Source organism: Nocardia sp. CDC519 (assembly GCF_059509835.1).
Map to the genome: position 1 here is coordinate 3948411 of NZ_CM183377.1, position 15302 is coordinate 3963712.

Annotated in this window: 14 protein-coding genes; 9 read left to right on the forward strand and 5 right to left on the reverse strand. The window is 69.0% G+C overall.

The features are described 5' to 3' along the window. Window positions 1-106: 106 nt before the first annotated feature. Both AC5W7N_RS17640 and AC5W7N_RS17645 read right to left on the reverse strand, forming a co-directional pair. Window positions 107-1582 (reverse strand): MFS transporter, encoded by a 1476-nt coding sequence (locus AC5W7N_RS17640; RefSeq protein WP_490724738.1) that lies wholly within the window; start codon window positions 1580-1582, stop codon window positions 107-109. A gap of 214 nt (window positions 1583-1796) precedes the next feature. Next, window positions 1797-2480: a FadR/GntR family transcriptional regulator gene (locus AC5W7N_RS17645; protein ID WP_195019886.1), complete on the reverse strand. Its 684-nt coding sequence runs from the start codon at window positions 2478-2480 to the stop codon at window positions 1797-1799. A gap of 64 nt (window positions 2481-2544) precedes the next feature. Here AC5W7N_RS17645 and AC5W7N_RS17650 point away from each other — a divergent pair, with 64 nt between their 5' ends. The 6 genes from AC5W7N_RS17650 to AC5W7N_RS17675 all read left to right on the forward strand — a co-directional run bounded on the left by AC5W7N_RS17650 (window position 2545) and on the right by AC5W7N_RS17675 (window position 10646). Then, complete coding sequence (locus AC5W7N_RS17650) at window positions 2545-3807, forward strand: CynX/NimT family MFS transporter (protein WP_195019885.1); 1263 nt, start codon at window positions 2545-2547, stop codon at window positions 3805-3807. A gap of 294 nt (window positions 3808-4101) precedes the next feature. Then, on the forward strand, window positions 4102-5577 hold the full coding sequence (locus tag AC5W7N_RS17655; RefSeq protein ID WP_163809526.1) for a nitrate/nitrite transporter: 1476 nt from the start codon (window positions 4102-4104) through the stop codon (window positions 5575-5577). 26 nt (window positions 5578-5603) lie between these two features. Further along, entirely contained in the window at window positions 5604-8153 is a 2550-nt protein-coding gene (nirB, locus tag AC5W7N_RS17660; protein ID WP_490724737.1) for a nitrite reductase large subunit NirB, read from the forward strand. A 125-nt stretch (window positions 8154-8278) separates the two neighbouring features. Beyond that, window positions 8279-8680, forward strand: coding sequence for a nitrite reductase small subunit NirD (nirD, locus tag AC5W7N_RS17665; protein ID WP_490724736.1), 402 nt, complete (start codon window positions 8279-8281; stop codon window positions 8678-8680). Continuing rightward, window positions 8677-9897, forward strand: coding sequence for a uroporphyrinogen-III synthase (locus AC5W7N_RS17670; protein WP_163809533.1), 1221 nt, complete (start codon window positions 8677-8679; stop codon window positions 9895-9897). The genes nirD and AC5W7N_RS17670 overlap by 4 nt, the downstream gene beginning before the upstream one ends. Next, window positions 9894-10646, forward strand: a complete 753-nt coding sequence (locus AC5W7N_RS17675) for a sirohydrochlorin chelatase (protein ID WP_195006981.1) — start codon at window positions 9894-9896, stop codon at window positions 10644-10646. Before AC5W7N_RS17670 ends, AC5W7N_RS17675 begins: the two co-directional genes overlap by 4 nt. Before the next feature lie 149 nt (window positions 10647-10795). Here AC5W7N_RS17675 and AC5W7N_RS17680 read toward each other — a convergent pair whose 3' ends face one another. Next, a complete protein-coding gene (locus AC5W7N_RS17680) occupies window positions 10796-11185 on the reverse strand; it encodes an ArsR/SmtB family transcription factor (RefSeq protein ID WP_195019884.1) in 390 nt (129 codons plus the stop codon). A 38-nt stretch (window positions 11186-11223) separates the two neighbouring features. Here AC5W7N_RS17680 and AC5W7N_RS17685 point away from each other — a divergent pair, with 38 nt between their 5' ends. After that, window positions 11224-12597 (forward strand): MFS transporter, encoded by a 1374-nt coding sequence (locus tag AC5W7N_RS17685; RefSeq protein ID WP_490724735.1) that lies wholly within the window; start codon window positions 11224-11226, stop codon window positions 12595-12597. A 164-nt stretch (window positions 12598-12761) separates the two neighbouring features. On the opposite strand, the gene AC5W7N_RS17690 is transcribed toward AC5W7N_RS17685, so the two are convergent. Both AC5W7N_RS17690 and AC5W7N_RS17695 read right to left on the reverse strand, forming a co-directional pair. Then, window positions 12762-13097 carry a TfoX/Sxy family protein gene (locus tag AC5W7N_RS17690; protein ID WP_163809539.1) on the reverse strand — a complete coding sequence of 112 codons (336 nt, stop codon included), beginning with the start codon at window positions 13095-13097 and terminating at the stop codon, window positions 12762-12764. Between the two features lie 79 nt (window positions 13098-13176). Further along, complete coding sequence (locus tag AC5W7N_RS17695) at window positions 13177-13632, reverse strand: VOC family protein (RefSeq protein ID WP_163809541.1); 456 nt, start codon at window positions 13630-13632, stop codon at window positions 13177-13179. Between the two features lie 172 nt (window positions 13633-13804). Here AC5W7N_RS17695 and AC5W7N_RS17700 point away from each other — a divergent pair, with 172 nt between their 5' ends. Then, window positions 13805-14164, forward strand: coding sequence for a VOC family protein (locus AC5W7N_RS17700; RefSeq protein WP_163809543.1), 360 nt, complete (start codon window positions 13805-13807; stop codon window positions 14162-14164). 18 nt (window positions 14165-14182) lie between these two features. Continuing rightward, the gene (locus tag AC5W7N_RS17705) at window positions 14183-15265 is read left to right on the forward strand and encodes a CapA family protein (RefSeq protein ID WP_490724734.1); all 1083 of its coding nucleotides are present in this window, start codon (window positions 14183-14185) and stop codon (window positions 15263-15265) included. The last annotated feature ends 37 nt before the right edge of the window (window positions 15266-15302 follow it).

A 15302-nucleotide genomic window follows, 5' to 3' on the forward strand; every position in this document is an offset into this window, starting at 1 on the left:
GCTGCACCCGGTCGACTCCGTCCGCGCTGATTCGGCGCTCCCGGTCGACGCGCACCGGGTGCGGCGCCGCATCGACGACGCCACACCCGGTGCGGCCGAACCCATCTCAGACGTTCGCGTACGCCAGTGACGGAACCCGCGCCACCGCGAACGACGAGCGCAGGTAGAACCACCACGTCACGCCCGCCATCACCAGGAAGGCGATCGCATACGCCCAGAAGGCGGGCGACATGCTGCCGAAGTTGATGTTGGACAGTCGAAGCGCCTGCTGCAGCAGGTATCCGCCGGAGGCGCCGATCGCCCCGATGACGCCGATCGCCGCACCCGCCTGCCGTTTCGCCGAGGCCGCCGCCTCGGCCGGATCGAGATCGTGCTCGGCGGCGTACTTGCGTGCTTCGGCGCTGAAGATCGACGGGATCATCCGGTAGGTGGAGCCGTTGCCGATGCCGGTGAGCACGAACAGCAGCAGGAACGAGATCAGGTACAGCGGAAAGCTCTTCAGCTCCAGCGCGGCCATGATCAACGCCACCGCGATGGCCATACCGCCGAACACCCCGAGGGTGATCTTGGCGCCGCCGACCCGGTCGGAGATCCAGCCACCGAACGGTCTGCTGAACGAACCGACCAGGGCGCCGAGGAAGGCGAGATTGCCGAGGGTGGTGATCCAGCCGATATTCGCCAGGTTCGGGAAGTTGGCCTTGATCAGTGTGGGGAAGGCGAAGGAGAAGCCGATGAACGAGCCGAAGGTGCCGATGTAGAGCAGCGACATCACCCAGGTGTGCGGATTGGTCAGCGCGAGCCGATAGGACCGGCCGTCGGACTTCGCGGTGCGCAGGCTGTCCATGCAGCGCACCGCGCCGACGGTAGCGATCAGGATGAACGGCACCCACACCAGCACCGCGAGGGTGATCCCGAGCCGGTAGCCGGCCGGGTCCTTCGCGGTCAGATGCGTGCCGAGGGTGATCAGCAGCGGCAGGATCAGCTGGGTCTGCGCGACGCCGAGATTGCCGCCCGCGGCGTTGATGCCGAGGGCCGCACCCTTTTTCCCTTCCGGGAAGAAGAAGGAGATATTGGCCATCGAGGACGAGAAGTTGCCGCCACCCACGCCCGCGAGCGCCGCCAGCAACAGGAACACCCACATCGGGGTCTCGGGCTGATTGACGAAGTAGGCCAGTCCGAGGGTTGGCAGCAACAGCATCGCCGCGCTGAACGCGGTGAAGGCGCGGCCGCCGAAGCGGGGGATGGCGAAGGTGTAGGGGATGCGCAGGGCCGCACCGACCATCGTCGGGGTGGAGGTGAGCAGCAGGGCGTTGCTCACCGCGACCGGATCGCCCTTGCCGAGCCCGGCCAGGAAGCCGAATCCGGCCGCGCCCATGCTGGTGACGACCGACCCCCAGATGACCCAGACGCTGAATCCGAGGTTCTCGGCGAACACCGAGAAGGCGAGATTCTTGCGGGCCGTGCGCGCCCCGCCGGATTCCCAGAACTCGGGGTCGTCGGGTTCCCAGGTGTCGATCCAGCGTCCGCGCCTCTGATAGCTGAACGACGGTGTGTGACTGCCGGTGTCGATTGTCGCGGTCATCGGCTCCCTCTCGATCGCACTGCGACCGCTCCCTCATCGTGGCAGCGCTGCCTCATCGCAGCGGCGTGGTGCCCTGACCGGTTCGTCGCGAGCCGTCGGGTGCCTGAGCGGTCGAATCACAAGGTAGGAGCCGGTTGTTGCGCTCACGTGGCGCGCAGTGACGATCGCGGCACATCCGCCTCACCGGTGATCAGGCACACCGGTGACGGGTTGGTTACTCGGCCTCGCTGCCCGGTGCCGGATACTCGGCGAGCAGGGATCCGAGGAAGCAGCGAGCGGCCTGCGCGGCGCGTTCGGGATCGCCGTCGATGACGGCCTGGACCAGTTCGCGATGTTCGGCGTCGTAGGAATCGCCGTATTTCGAGGTGCGCGAGCGGATGCCCGCCTCGATCACCGGCAGCAGCGAATCGTAGAACTCCAGGTACACCGCGTTGTGGCTGGCGACGACGATGGCGCGGTGCAGTTGCACGTCGGCCTCGATGGCCGCGGGGTTGTCCTCGTCCCAGGACTTGCTGCGTTCTTCCAGCAGCCGCCGCATGGTGGCGATATCGGTCTCGTCGCGGCGCTGCGCGGCGAGGGCGGCCGCGGTGGTGTCGAGGGCTTGGCGCAGTTCCAGGATGTCGCGTTCCTGGGCGTCGGCGAAGTACTTGGCCAGCGCGCCGCTGACTTCGGAGTTGGCGATCACGTAGGTGCCCGAACCCTGACGCCGTTCGAGCATCCCGGCATGGACGAGCGCCTGCACCGCCTCGCGCAGCGTATTTCGCCCGGTGCCGGTGAGTTCGGCGAGTTCGGGCTCGGTGGGTATGCGTGAGCCGATCGGCCAACGGCCCGAGCGTATTTCGGCCCGGAGCTGTTCGGTGACCTGCGCGATGAGACTGGTGCGGCGGACGGGTTGCACCGCAACAGGGTACCGCTCGTCACATCGGCTTGCTCCCGTCATCCGGTCATCCTATGATTTCTCGGTGACCGCAACCCTGCCCGGAACCACCAGCAGCCCCGCAGGCTCGTCGACGGCCGAGCGTCGTCGTGCGCTGACCGAGGGCAGGCTGCTCGTACTCGCGGCGATCATCATGTCGGCGCTGGTGCTGCGCGTCGCGGTCACCGCCTTCACCCCGCTGGCCGAGGAGATCGGCCACGAGATCGGGTACGGCACCGCCGTCGTCGGCGTCTTCGGCATGATCCCCACCCTGATGTTCTCCCTGTCCGGGCTGCTGACGCCGGTCATGGTGCGCAGGCTCGGCCTGGAACGCACCGCGCTGGTCGCCATGCTGATGGCCGGTCTCGGCATGCTCATCCGGGTGTTCGTCTCCGGCACCGCGGAACTGTTCGTCTTCTCGGCGCTGGCCCTCGGCGGTATGGGCGTCGGCAATGTGGTGATCCCGCCGCTGGTCAAGCGGTACTTCCCGGACCGGCTCGCGATCGTCAGCGCGCTCTACATCACCATGGTGCAGATCGGCACCGTGCTGCCCGCGCTGGTGGCGGTGCCGGTCGCCGAGGCGCACGGCTGGCGGATCTCGCTCGGCATGTGGGCGCTGCTCGGCTTCGCGGCTGCCGTCCCGTGGTTGGGGGTGCTGCGCGATCGGCGCGGCCGCGACAAGGTCGACACCACCGCCCTGCCCGCGGGCAAGGCCGCCACCGGCAAGGCGTGGCGCTCGCCGGTGGCCTGGGGCATGGCCGGCATGTTCGGCATGACCTCGCTGACCACCTATTCGATGTTCACCTGGCTGCCGACGATCTTCGCCGACGCCGGCGCGAGCGCGGCCTTCGGCGGCACCATGGTCGCGTTGTTCGCGGTGGTCGGGCTGGTCGCCGCCCTGACAGCGCCCACCGTCGCGGCCCGGATGACCAACCCGTTTCCCGTGGTGATCGGCTGCGCGGTGTGTTTCTTCGTCGCCTTCACCGGTCTGCTGATCGCGCCGATGAGCGCGCCGATCCTGTGGGTGATCGTGCTCGGGCTTGGCCCGAGCACCTTCCCGATGGCGCTGACGCTGATCAACCTGCGTACCCGCACCCCGGCCGGTTCGGCCTCGCTGTCGGGCTTCACCCAGGGCGTCGGCTACGCGGTGGCCTGTGCCGGTCCGGTGCTGTTCGGCATGCTGCACACCGCCACCGGCGGCTGGGCCGCGCCGTTCGCCTTCCTCGGGGTGGCCGTGCTGGTGTTGCTGACCGGTGCCTGGCAGGCGTGCAAGCCGCGCATGCTCGAGGACACCTGGTCGGCTCGCTGAACGAGCTCCCGGCGCCGCCGCTGATGACCCGGCGGCGGCGCCGGATGCCGGCGCGCTGATTCGTAGGACTTGCGGCCGAGCGTGACGCAGGTCATGCTGACAGGCGACCTCACCGCGCCGGAGCGCGCGAGCAGGCGTTCGGACACCTGCGGAAACCGTTGCGTCACATGCCGGAAACATCTCACCCGCATTTCCCGTGCAGCGTGAGCAACCGTTGATTTGACGGTCATTTTCCGCAGCATTTCGGCAATACCCGTTTCCTACCGTTGGGCCAACCGATTTTGGGAGGCCCTGTTGTTGAGCACGCTGACGCGTAACCGCAACCTCGAGCATTGGGATGCCGAGGATGTCGCGGCCTGGGAAGCAGGCGGCAAGGACATCGCCAAGCGCAATCTGATCTGGTCGGTGGTCGCCGAGCACATCGGCTTCTCGGTCTGGTCGATCTGGTCGGTGATGGTGCTGTTCATGCCCGCCGACGAGTTCGGCATCGACCCGGCGGGCAAGTTCTTCCTCGCGGCGGTGCCGACCCTGGTCGGCGGTTTGCTCCGGATCCCCTACACCGTGGCCACCGCCCGCTTCGGCGGCCGCAACTGGACCATTTTCAGCGCGTTCATGCTGCTCATCCCGACGTTGCTGACGTTGTACTTCATCAATCAGCCCGGCACCTCCTACACCACCTTCGTGATCGTGGCGGCGTTCGCCGGCTTCGGCGGCGGCAACTTCGCCTCCTCGATGACCAATATCAACGCCTTCTACCCGCAGCGGCTCAAGGGCTGGGCGCTCGGTCTGAACGCGGCGGGCGGCAATATCGGCGTCCCGGTCATCCAGCTGCTCGGGCTGTTGGTGCTCGCCACCCTCGGTGACGGCTACGGCTCGCTGATCTGCGCGATCTACCTGGTGCTCGTGGCACTGTCCGGTCTGGGCGCCGCGCTGTTCATGGACAACCTGAAGAACCAGAAAGCCGACCTGTCCTACATGGTGAAGGCGCTGAGGGTGCCGCAGTCCTGGGCCATCGCCTTTCTCTACATCGGCACCTTCGGTTCGTTCATCGGTTACAGCTTCGCCTTCGGCCAGATCCTGCAGATCAGCTTCAAGGCGGGCGGCGACACTGTCGCGCAGGCCGCGGTGCACGCCGCGTCGATCGCCTTCATCGGCCCGCTGCTCGGCTCGCTGGCCCGCCCGTACGGCGGCAAACTGGCCGACCGGATCGGCGGAAGCAAGGTCACCATCGTCGTCTTCGGCGCGATGATGGCCGCCGCCCTCGTCGTCGGCCTGGCGAGCACGAGGGCCGACAGCAACGGCGGCGTGGCGACCGGCGGGGTGATGACGGTGATGGTGATCGGTTTCATCGCGCTGTTCGTGCTCTCCGGCTTCGGCAACGGCGCCGTCACCAAGATCATCCCGTCGGTGTTCGACGCGAAGTCCAAGAGCCTGGACGCGAGCCCCGCCGAGCAGGCCGCCTGGTCGCAGAACACCTCGGGTGCGTTGATCGGTTTCGTCGGCGCCATCGGTGCGCTCGGCGGAGTCGGCATCAACCTGGTGCTGCGCTCGTCGTATTCGTCCACGCAGTCCGCCACCACCGCCTTCTGGGTGTTCATGGGCTTCTACGTCGCCTGTGCCCTCGTCACCTGGGCGGTGTTCTTGCGCAGGCCGAGCCTGCGGGTCCGCGATTCCGGCACCGACGTCGTGGTCGAGGCCGAGGCCCTGGTTCTGGAAGCCGAGGCCGCCAACTCCACCACCCGGTCCACCAACTCGTCGGCTCGCGCCTGACACCGATCATCCACGGAGGGACAGTCATGAATTCGACAGTCGAACCCACTCAGCGCAAGACCGTGGTGGTCGCAGGCCATGGCATGGTCGGGCACCGGTTCGTGGAGGCGCTGCGCTCCCGCGACGAGGCAGGCCAGTGGCAGGTCGTGATCCTCAGCGAGGAGAAGCTGGCCGCCTACGACCGCGTCGGGCTCTCGTCCTACGTGGGCAACTGGGACGCCAGTGCGCTCGCCCTGCCCGGCAACGAGTACGCCGGCGACGAGCTGGTGGAGCTGCGGCTGGGCCAGCGCGCCGAATCCATCGACCGTGCCGCCCGCAAGATCACCACCTCGACCGGTGAGACCATCGGCTACGACGCGCTGGTGCTGGCCACCGGCTCCTACGCCTTCGTGCCGCCGGTGCCCGGCCACGACAGCGACGGCTGCTTCGTCTACCGCACCCTCGACGACCTCGACGGCATCCGGGACACCGCCGCTGCGGCCGGGCCGGGCGCGCACGGTGTGGTCGTCGGCGGTGGTCTGCTGGGTCTGGAGGCGGCCAATGCGCTGCGCCTGCTCGGCATGACCCCGCACGTCGTCGAATTCGCCGACCGGCTGATGCCCGCCCAGGTCGACGCGGGCGGCGCCGCCATCCTGGAGAAGCTGGTCTCGGATCTGGGCCTGCATGTGCACACCGGCGTCGGCACCTCCTCGATCGAGACGGTCGAGGGCGCGGGCCCGGCGACCAAGCTCAAGGTGACCCTGTCCGACGACAGCACCATCGACGCCGCGATGGTGGTGTTCTCCGCCGGTATCCGTCCGCGCGACGAGATCGCCCGCGAGGCCGGCCTCGAGGTGGGCCCGCGCGGCGGCATCATCACCGACCTGGGAATGCAGACCTCGGACCCGAACATCTACGCCGTCGGTGAATGCGCCGCGGTCGAGGGTGTCTGCTACGGCCTGGTCGCGCCCGGCTACACCACCGCCGAGATCGTCGCCGACCGGCTGCTCGGCGGGGCGGGGGAGTTCCCCGGCGCGGATATGTCGACCAAGCTGAAGCTGCTCGGTGTCGACGTCGCCAGTTTCGGTGACGCGCACGGCACCACCGAGGGCGCGCTGTCGGTGGTGTTGCACGATGCCGCCAAGGGCACCTACGCCAAGCTGGTCATCTCCGACGACGCGCAGACCCTGCTCGGCGGCATCCTGGTCGGTGACGCCTCGCAGTACGCGGCGCTGCGTCCGCTGGTCGGGCGTCCGCTGCCCGCCGAGCCCGCCGCGCTGATCTCCCCGGCCGGTGCCGAACTCGGCGCCGACGCCCTGCCCGACGACGCGCAGATCTGTTCCTGCAACAACGTCAGCAAGGGTGCCATCTGCGGGGCCATCGCCGAGGGCGCCTGCGATATCGCCGGCGTCAAGAGCTGCACCAACGCGGGCACCTCGTGTGGTGGCTGTGTGCCGATGATCAAGAAGCTGCTCGAGCAGTCCGGCGTGGAGATGTCGAAGGCGCTGTGCGAGCACTTCGAGCAGTCGCGCGCCGAGCTGTTCGACATCGTCCAGGTCACCGGTATCCGCACCTTCTCCGAGCTGATCGGCAAGTACGGCAAGGGCACCGGCTGCGATATCTGCAAGCCCACCGTGGCCTCCATCCTGGCCTCCACCTCGAGCGATCACATCCTCGACGGCGAGCAGGCCGCACTCCAGGACACCAACGACCACTTCCTGGCCAACCTGCAGAAGAACGGCACCTATTCGGTGGTGCCGCGGATGCCCGGTGGTGAGGTCACCGCCGAGCAGCTGATCGTGATCGGTGAGGTGGCCAAGGAATTCGACCTCTACGTGAAGGTCACCGGCGGGCAGCGCATCGACCTGTTCGGCGCGCGGGTGGACCAGCTGCCGCTGGTCTGGAAGCGGCTGGTCGACGCGGGCATGGAATCCGGCCACGCGTACGGCAAGTCGCTGCGCACCGTCAAGAGCTGCGTCGGTTCCACCTGGTGCCGCTACGGTCAGCAGGATTCGGTCGGCATGGCCGTGCTGCTGGAGAAGCGCTACCGCGGTCTGCGCTCGCCGCACAAGCTCAAGCTCGCGGTGTCCGGTTGCGCCCGGGAGTGCGCGGAGGCGCGCGGCAAGGACGTCGGCGTGATCGCCACCGAGAACGGCTGGAACCTCTACGTCGGCGGTAACGGCGGCCTCACGCCCAAGCACGCCGTGCTGCTGGCCGGTGAGCTCGACGACGAGACGCTGATCAAGTACATCGACCGCTACCTGATGTTCTACATCCGCACCGCCGACCGGTTGCAGCGCACCGCGCCGTGGCAGGAATCGCTGGAAGGCGGCATCGAGTACGTCAAGCAGGTGGTCTGCGAGGACAGCCTCGGTATCGCCGCCGACCTGGAAGCGGCCATGGCCAAGCACGTGGAGGGCTACCGCGACGAATGGGCGGCGGTGCTCGAGGACGAGGACAAGCTCTCGCGCTTCGTGTCCTTCGTCAACGCACCAGAAGAGGCCGACCCGACGATCTCGTTCGACGACAGCGGCGAGCGCAAGGTGCCGGTCCTGCTCGGCCTGCCCGACATGCCAGGAGTCGGCAGCCGCGCCTGACCGGCAGCGGGCGTGCGCTCGGGATCTCGGTCCCGCCGCAACTGCTACGCCCGGGAAATGACTGCTTAACCGCGAGGAAACAGGGCGCCGGTACCAATGGGTAAGGCGTTTGGAGGAGAACCCCGATGACCGTGATCGAAACCACCGGCATTGCCCCGGCCACCACCGGATGGACCCAGGCCTGCCGTCTCGACTACCTGATCCCAGGCCGCGGCGTTGCGGTGTTGCTGAAGGGCGGCCGCCAAGCCGCACTGTTCCTGCATTCGGACGGCGCGGTGTACGCCGTCGGCAATATCGATCCGTTCGGCCGGGCCGCGGTGATGTCGCGCGGCATCATCGGCGACCGCGGTGGCGTGCCCGTGGTGGCTTCGCCGCTGCTCAAGCAGGCGTTTTCGCTGATCGACGGGCATTGCCTCGACGAGGAGTCGGTGTCGCTGCCGGTCTACCGGGTTCGCGTCGACGACGGCATCGTCTCGGTGTCGAACGAACCCGTCGTGGGCGGTACGGACTCGGACGGATCGGCATGACGACTCTCGACGCGGGCGCGTCGCTCGCGGGCTTCACCGTCGGCATCACGGCCGCACGACGTTCCGAGGAGTTCGCCACCCTGCTCACCCGGCGCGGCGCGACCATCGTGTCCGCGCCGGCCATCCGCATCATCCCGCTGGCCGACGACACCGAACTAGAACGGGTCACCCGTCAGCTGGTCGACGATCCGCCGCAGATCACCGTGGCCACCACCGGTATCGGTTTCCGTGGCTGGATGGAGGCCGCCGAAGGCTGGGGGCTGGCCGAACGGCTGCGCGACACCCTGGCGAGCACCAGGGTGGTGGCCCGCGGCCCGAAGGCCAAGGGCGCCATCCGCGCAGCCGAACTGCGCGAGGAATGGTCGCCTGCCTCGGAGTCCTCGGCCGAGGTGCTCGATCACCTGCTGGCCGAGGGTGTGGAAGGCGTGCGGATCGCGGTGCAGCTGCACGGCGCGACCACCGAATGGGAGCCGGTTCCCGATTTCTGTGAGGTGCTGCGCTGCGCGGGCGCCGATGTGGTGCCGGTGCCGGTCTACCGCTGGACGCCGCCCGACGACCAGGGCCCGATGGATCAGCTGATCGAGGCCGTCGTCACCTCTAGCCTGGACTGCGTCACGTTCACCAGCGCACCCGCCGTGGCGTCGATGTTGATGCGCGCCAAGGAAACCGGGATGATCGAGGGCCTGCTGCACGCCCTGCGCGGCCGGGTGCTCGCCGCCTGCGTCGGACCGATCACCGCGGCTCCGCTCGAGGAGCTCGGGGTGCCGACGTCGATGCCCGCCCGGGCCCGGCTCGGGGCGCTCGCCCGCCACGTCGCCGAGGAATTGCCCCGGCGCGCCAACCGGATTCACGCCGCCGGGCACACCATCAGCGTGCGCGGCGGCTGCGTGGTCGTCGACGGCGTGGTGCGTCAGCTCGCACCCGCGCCGATGTCGCTGATGCGTTCGCTGGCACGGCAGCCCGGCCGGGTCGTCTCCCGGGAGGACCTGCTGGCGGCCCTGCCCGGTGGCGGTGACGACACCCACGCCGTGGAGACGGCGATCGCGCGCCTGCGTGCGGGCCTCGGCACGCCGAAGGCCATTCAGACCGTGGTCAAACGCGGTTACCGACTGGCGCTCGACCCGGCCGAATGTACCGACAACAACCCACGTCCCGTGGTGCCCGGAGTCGGAACGCCGACCCGGGCACCACGCTTTGCTCAGGCGGTCACATGGTGAGCGCGCCCGCCCTGGTGCTGGTCGCGCACGGCACCCGAAGCACCAAGGGCGTGCAGATGATCGCGAGCCTGGCCGAGGCGGTCGCGCGCGAGCTCGACCGCCCGGGGCTGGACGGCATCGACGAATTCGGCGTGCCCCGCGTGCGCACCGCGTTCGTCGACGTCCTCGGCCCCTCGCCCTCGGAGGTCCTGCGCGATCTGGACGACCGCGCGGAAACCGTTCCGGCCGTGGTGGTTCCGGCGTTCCTGGCGTCGGGCTACCACGTCTACCAGGACGTGCCCCGCGAGATCGCCGAGAGCGCCCACCCGGCCGTCGCGGTGACCCCGGCCATGGGCCCCGACCCGGCCCTGGCCAGGATCATGCACCTGCGCTTGCGCGCGGCCGGTTGGCGTCCCGGCGACGCGGTGGTCTTCGCCGCCGCCGGCTCCTCCGACGCCCGCGCCCGCCAGGACGTCCGCCGAGCCGCCGGCATGCTCGCCGAAAACCTCGGCAGCCCGGTCCGCATCGCCTACGTCGCCACCGGCGCACCTCGCGTGCCCGAGGTCGTCGCGCACCTGCGCGAGAACGGCGCACAGCGCGTCTTCATCGCGTCGTACCTGCTGGCCCACGGCCTGTTCCATCAGCGCCTGCACGACGCCGGTGCGGATGGCGTCGCCGAACCGATCGGCGTCCATCCGGCGGTGGTGCGGTTGATCGCCGACCGGTACCGGGCGGCGGCCAGGGAATTGGTGCAGACCCGGGTTCGGTGAGCGGATCGCTGTCTGATTCGTGGGGCCGGCACGACTCGTCGAGCTGATGCGCCGGGACGTCGAACCGTCCGGTGTCGCAGCGCTATACGGCGGCCGGGTGGCGCTGATCGAGGGCCTGTCACAGTCCCCTGGACTGACCGCCGTTCACGTCACCCGTCGGCGACTCGATGCGTAATCGACGGCACCTCCGGATCCGCCCGATGGTGTGGCGGCACCCCGGGCCCCGCGTGCTCCGCGTTGTGGATCGCGTCGATCACCAACTGCCGGACGTGGGCGTTCTCGATGCTGTAGTAGACCGTCGTTCCCGAGCGGCGGGTGCGGACGAGGCGGGCCATGCGGAGTTTGGCCAGGTGCTGGGAGACCGATGCGGCAGGCTTCTCGACGTACTCGGCGAGTTCGTTGACAGACCGTTCGCCGCTGGTCAGGGCCCAGAGGACGCGGATTCGGGTGCCGTCGGCGAGCATGCGGAAGATCTCGACGACGAGGTCGAGTTCGTCGTCGGGAATACGGGGCGGCAGTTCCTTGCTATCTGCATCCATACGTAGATAATAAACCTCGTAGGAAGCAGGAGCGCCCGATGATCACCTCGTTGTTCGCCAACCGCGACTATCTGCGGCTGTTCACTGCCCAGGTGACCGCCCTGTTCGGTACCGGGCTCACCACGGTGGCGCTCGGTCTGCTCGCCTACGAACTCGCCGGCGCCGATGCGGCGGCGGTGCTGGGTATCGCGCTCACCATCAAGATGCTGGTCTATGTGACGGTGGCGCCGATCGTGGGCGCTTATGCCGACCGGTTGCCGCGCCGGACGTTCCTCGTCGGGCTGCACGTGATCCGCGCGCTGGTGGTGCTGGCGCTGCCGTTCATCGATCAGATCTGGCAGATCTACGTCCTGATCGCGGTGTTGCAAACCGCCTCGGCCGCCTACACCCCGACCTACCAGGCGATCATTCCCGACATCCTGCCCGATGAGCGCCAGTACACCCGTGCGCTGTCGGCCGCGCAGCTGGCCGCGACGATGGAGACGCTACTCAGCCCGATGCTCGCCGCGGCGGCGCTGGCGCTGGTGAGCTTCCACTGGCTGTTCGTCGGAACCGCGATCGGCTTCGTGGTCTCGGCTCTGCTGGTGATCGCGACCCGGATACCCGAGGCGGGCAGCGCAGGCGACAGTTCGTTCCTCGAGCGGATCTCGGTGGGCATGCGCATCTTCGCCGCCACTCCGCGGCTGCGCGGGCTGCTCGGCCTGAACCTGGTCGTCGCCGCGGCGGGCTCGGTCGTCATGGTCAACACCGTCAACTACGTGCGCGACACGCTCGGCGGCACCCAGTCGGGTGTGGCCATGTTGCTGGCCGCCAACGGGTTCGGCACCACGCTCGTCGCGCTGACGTTGCCCCGCATCCTCGATCGGGTCGGCGCCCGGCCCGTCATGCTCATCGGCGCGGCCGCCCTGCTCGCGGGCCTCGGAGCGGCGATCGCCCTGTCGATGGCTGCCGGAGGCGAATGGCGTTGGGGCGCAGTGCTCGCGGTATGGGCGTTGATCGGCGCGGGTACTGCCGCGGTACTGACCCCGACCGGCCAGGTGTTGCGGCGTTCGTCGCGGCCGGCCGATCGCCCGGCCCTGTTCGCCGCCCAGTTCTCGCTCTCCCACGTGGCCTGGCTGCTCACCTACCCGATCACCGGATGGCTCAGCACCACAGCCGGTTTCACCCTCACCTGGGTCACGCTGGCCGTGTTCGCCGCCGCCGGGCTCGCCGTGGCACTGCGCGCCTGGCCGCGGCACGATCCGGCGGTGATCACCCACCTGCACGAGGTGGGCACCATCGACCCGGCCCGGCTGGCCGACGCCATCCAGGTGAGCGAGCGGCTGTACCAGCACACGCACGAGTTCGTCATCGATGCCGAACATCCGCGCTGGCCGAGCCGGTCCGGTCGCGAACTCGCCCTCGCCGGTTGAGAACGAACCGCACGGCCCCGAACCCTCGCAGTCACAACGGCGTTCCGGTCACCGGGCACAGCGAGTGCCGGGTAGGCTGAGCGCCGGGCTCCGAGGGGGCGGGGCCCGGTCAGGCGGCCCGGGCGTTCGCCGAGAATCTGCGCGCCCGCGTCGAAACCGCCTGATCAATCCTTGGGAGGTAGCGAACGGGCGAATTCGACGCCCCGGTCCACCCATTCGCGTAGACGGGCCTCGTCCTCGACGTGTGTCGCCGCCACCCGCACCCAGCCCGTCATCTCCCGGGAACCCATCACCGCCTGCTGGACGGCGTCATCGTCGATGAGCTGCTCGCCGAGTTCGGACCCGACCCGGACCAGCAGGCCGCCCTTCCCGCTGACGGCCAGCGCCATATTGCCGCCGACCAGGAAGGACAGACCACCGAACATCTTGCGTTCGGCGACCGTGGGGCCCGGCTCGATGAGGTCGCGGATGCGCTCGGCCAATTCCTCGTCGTATGCCATGGGACACAGTGTGGACCCGGGCACCGACACATCCCGGACCCGATCGGATTCGGGGCCGGGATTCGCCGGAACGCCGGAATCAGGCCCGGTCGTAGGCGTCCTGCAAGGCCCGCGCGTCGATCTTGGACATGGTGCGCAGGGCCGTCCCAACGGCGATGGTCTTGGCCGGATCGTCGCCGCCCATGAGCTTGGGCAGCACCGATGGCACCACCTGCCACGACAGCCCGTAGCGGTCGGTGAGCCAGCCACACGGGCCCGGCTCGCCGCCCTCGGTGAGGGCATCCCACAGCCGGTCGACCTCGTCCTGGGTGTCGACGACGATCTGCAATGACGCCGCGTCGCTGTGCGGGTGTCCCGGTCCGCCGTTCATCAAGGTGACCGCGTGCCCGCCGAGATCGAGGGTGACGGTGAAGGCCGCCCCGCCGTCGGTGCGGGTGACCTCCACGACCCGCGAATTCGGCACGACCGACGCGTAGAACTCGCCCGCCTGCTCGGCCGCGTTGTCGAACCACAGGAAGGTGTTGACGCTGGACATGATGTTCTCCTCTGCTCGGGTGTGACGTGCTGTCATCCCGTAGTCGGAGCCGACTCGACCTCCTCGACACATCTCGGTCGATTCTCGAAGAATTTTTTCGTTCGGCTCCGCTGCAGGTCGGCGAGGTGCGCAAACGACCACGACCGCACACCCGCGCTGATAGCGTTTCGACATGATCACCGGTGCGCATTCCATCCTCTACGCGAGCGACGCCGAGGCCGCGCGCGCGTTCTTCCGTGACGTGCTCGGCTTGGCGCATGTGGATGCCGGGCACGGCTGGCTGATCTTCAAGTCGCCGCCCGCCGAGCTGGCCGTGCATCCCACCGGGCCGGCCGGGGGTGGTCGCAGCGAGATGTATCTGATGTGCGACGACCTCGCGTCCACGATCGCCGAGCTGCGCGCCAAAGGCGTCGAGGTGGCCGACGAGGTCGAGGAAGCCGGATGGGGCCGCGTCACCCGGTTGACCGTGCCCGGCGCGGGCGAGATCGGCCTCTACGAGCCGCTGCACCCCACCGCCTACGACCTGGACTGATCTGCTGCGGGAGGCGCCATGCCGGTCGCGGTGCTGCTGGGAGGTGACGTCATGCTCGGCCGTGGCGTCGACCAGATCCTGCCGCGACCCGGCCGGCCCGAGCTGCGCGAGTCCTGGGTGCGCGACGCCAGGCAGTACGTCGCCGCCGCTGAGCGGGTCAACGGCCCCATTCCGCGACCCGTCGCCGCCGACTGGCCGTGGGGTGAGGTGCCGCAGATCCTCGACGAGCTCGCACCCGACATCCGAATTCTCAATCTGGAAACCGCGATCACCGCCGACGGCAGCTTCGAGCCGGACAAGGGCATTCACTACCGGATGCATCCGGGCAATATCGCGGCCCTCACCGCGATCGCGCCCGACGCCTGCGCGCTCGCCAACAACCACGCCCTCGATTTCGGACGGCAGGGCCTGCTCGACACCCTCGAGGCCTTAGCGCGGACGCGGATCCGGGCGGTGGGCGCGGGCCGGGACCTGGCGGCCGCCCGGGCTCCGGCGATCCTGCCGCTGGCGCAGGGACGCCGCGCGCTGGTCGTGTCGGTGGGGGCCCGATCCAGCGGGGTGCCCGCATCGTGGGCGGCGGGTCCGGACCGCCCTGGACTGTGGTGGATCGATCATCCCGGCGCACGCAGCGCCGAGGAGATCGCCGGCGAGCTCTCGGCCCATCGGCGACCCGGTGACGTGCTGATCGTGTCGGTGCACTGGGGGCCGAACTGGGGCTACGGAATCAGCAGGAGCGAACAGGAATTCGCGCACCGCTTGATCCGTGCGGGCGTCGACATCGTGCACGGCCATTCGGCGCACCATCCGCGGCCGATCGAGGTGTACCGCGGCAAACCGATTCTGTACGGGTGCGGAGACGTCATCGATGACTACGAGGGCATCGGCGGTCACGAGACGTACCGCCCGGATCTGCGCCTGCTGTACCTGGTCACCGTCGGCGGCGAGCCCACGGTGCGGATGCTGCCGTTGTCCGTGCGACGGATGCGGTTGCGACGCGCCGGCGGCGTTCAGGCGCGCTGGTTGCGGGATCGGCTCGCCGATATCAGTGCCCGGTTCGGGACGCGGGTCCATCTCGATGCGGACGATCTGCTGACGATCTGAGCGGTGCGGGGAGCGGGCGCGGTGGGGTCCCATCCAG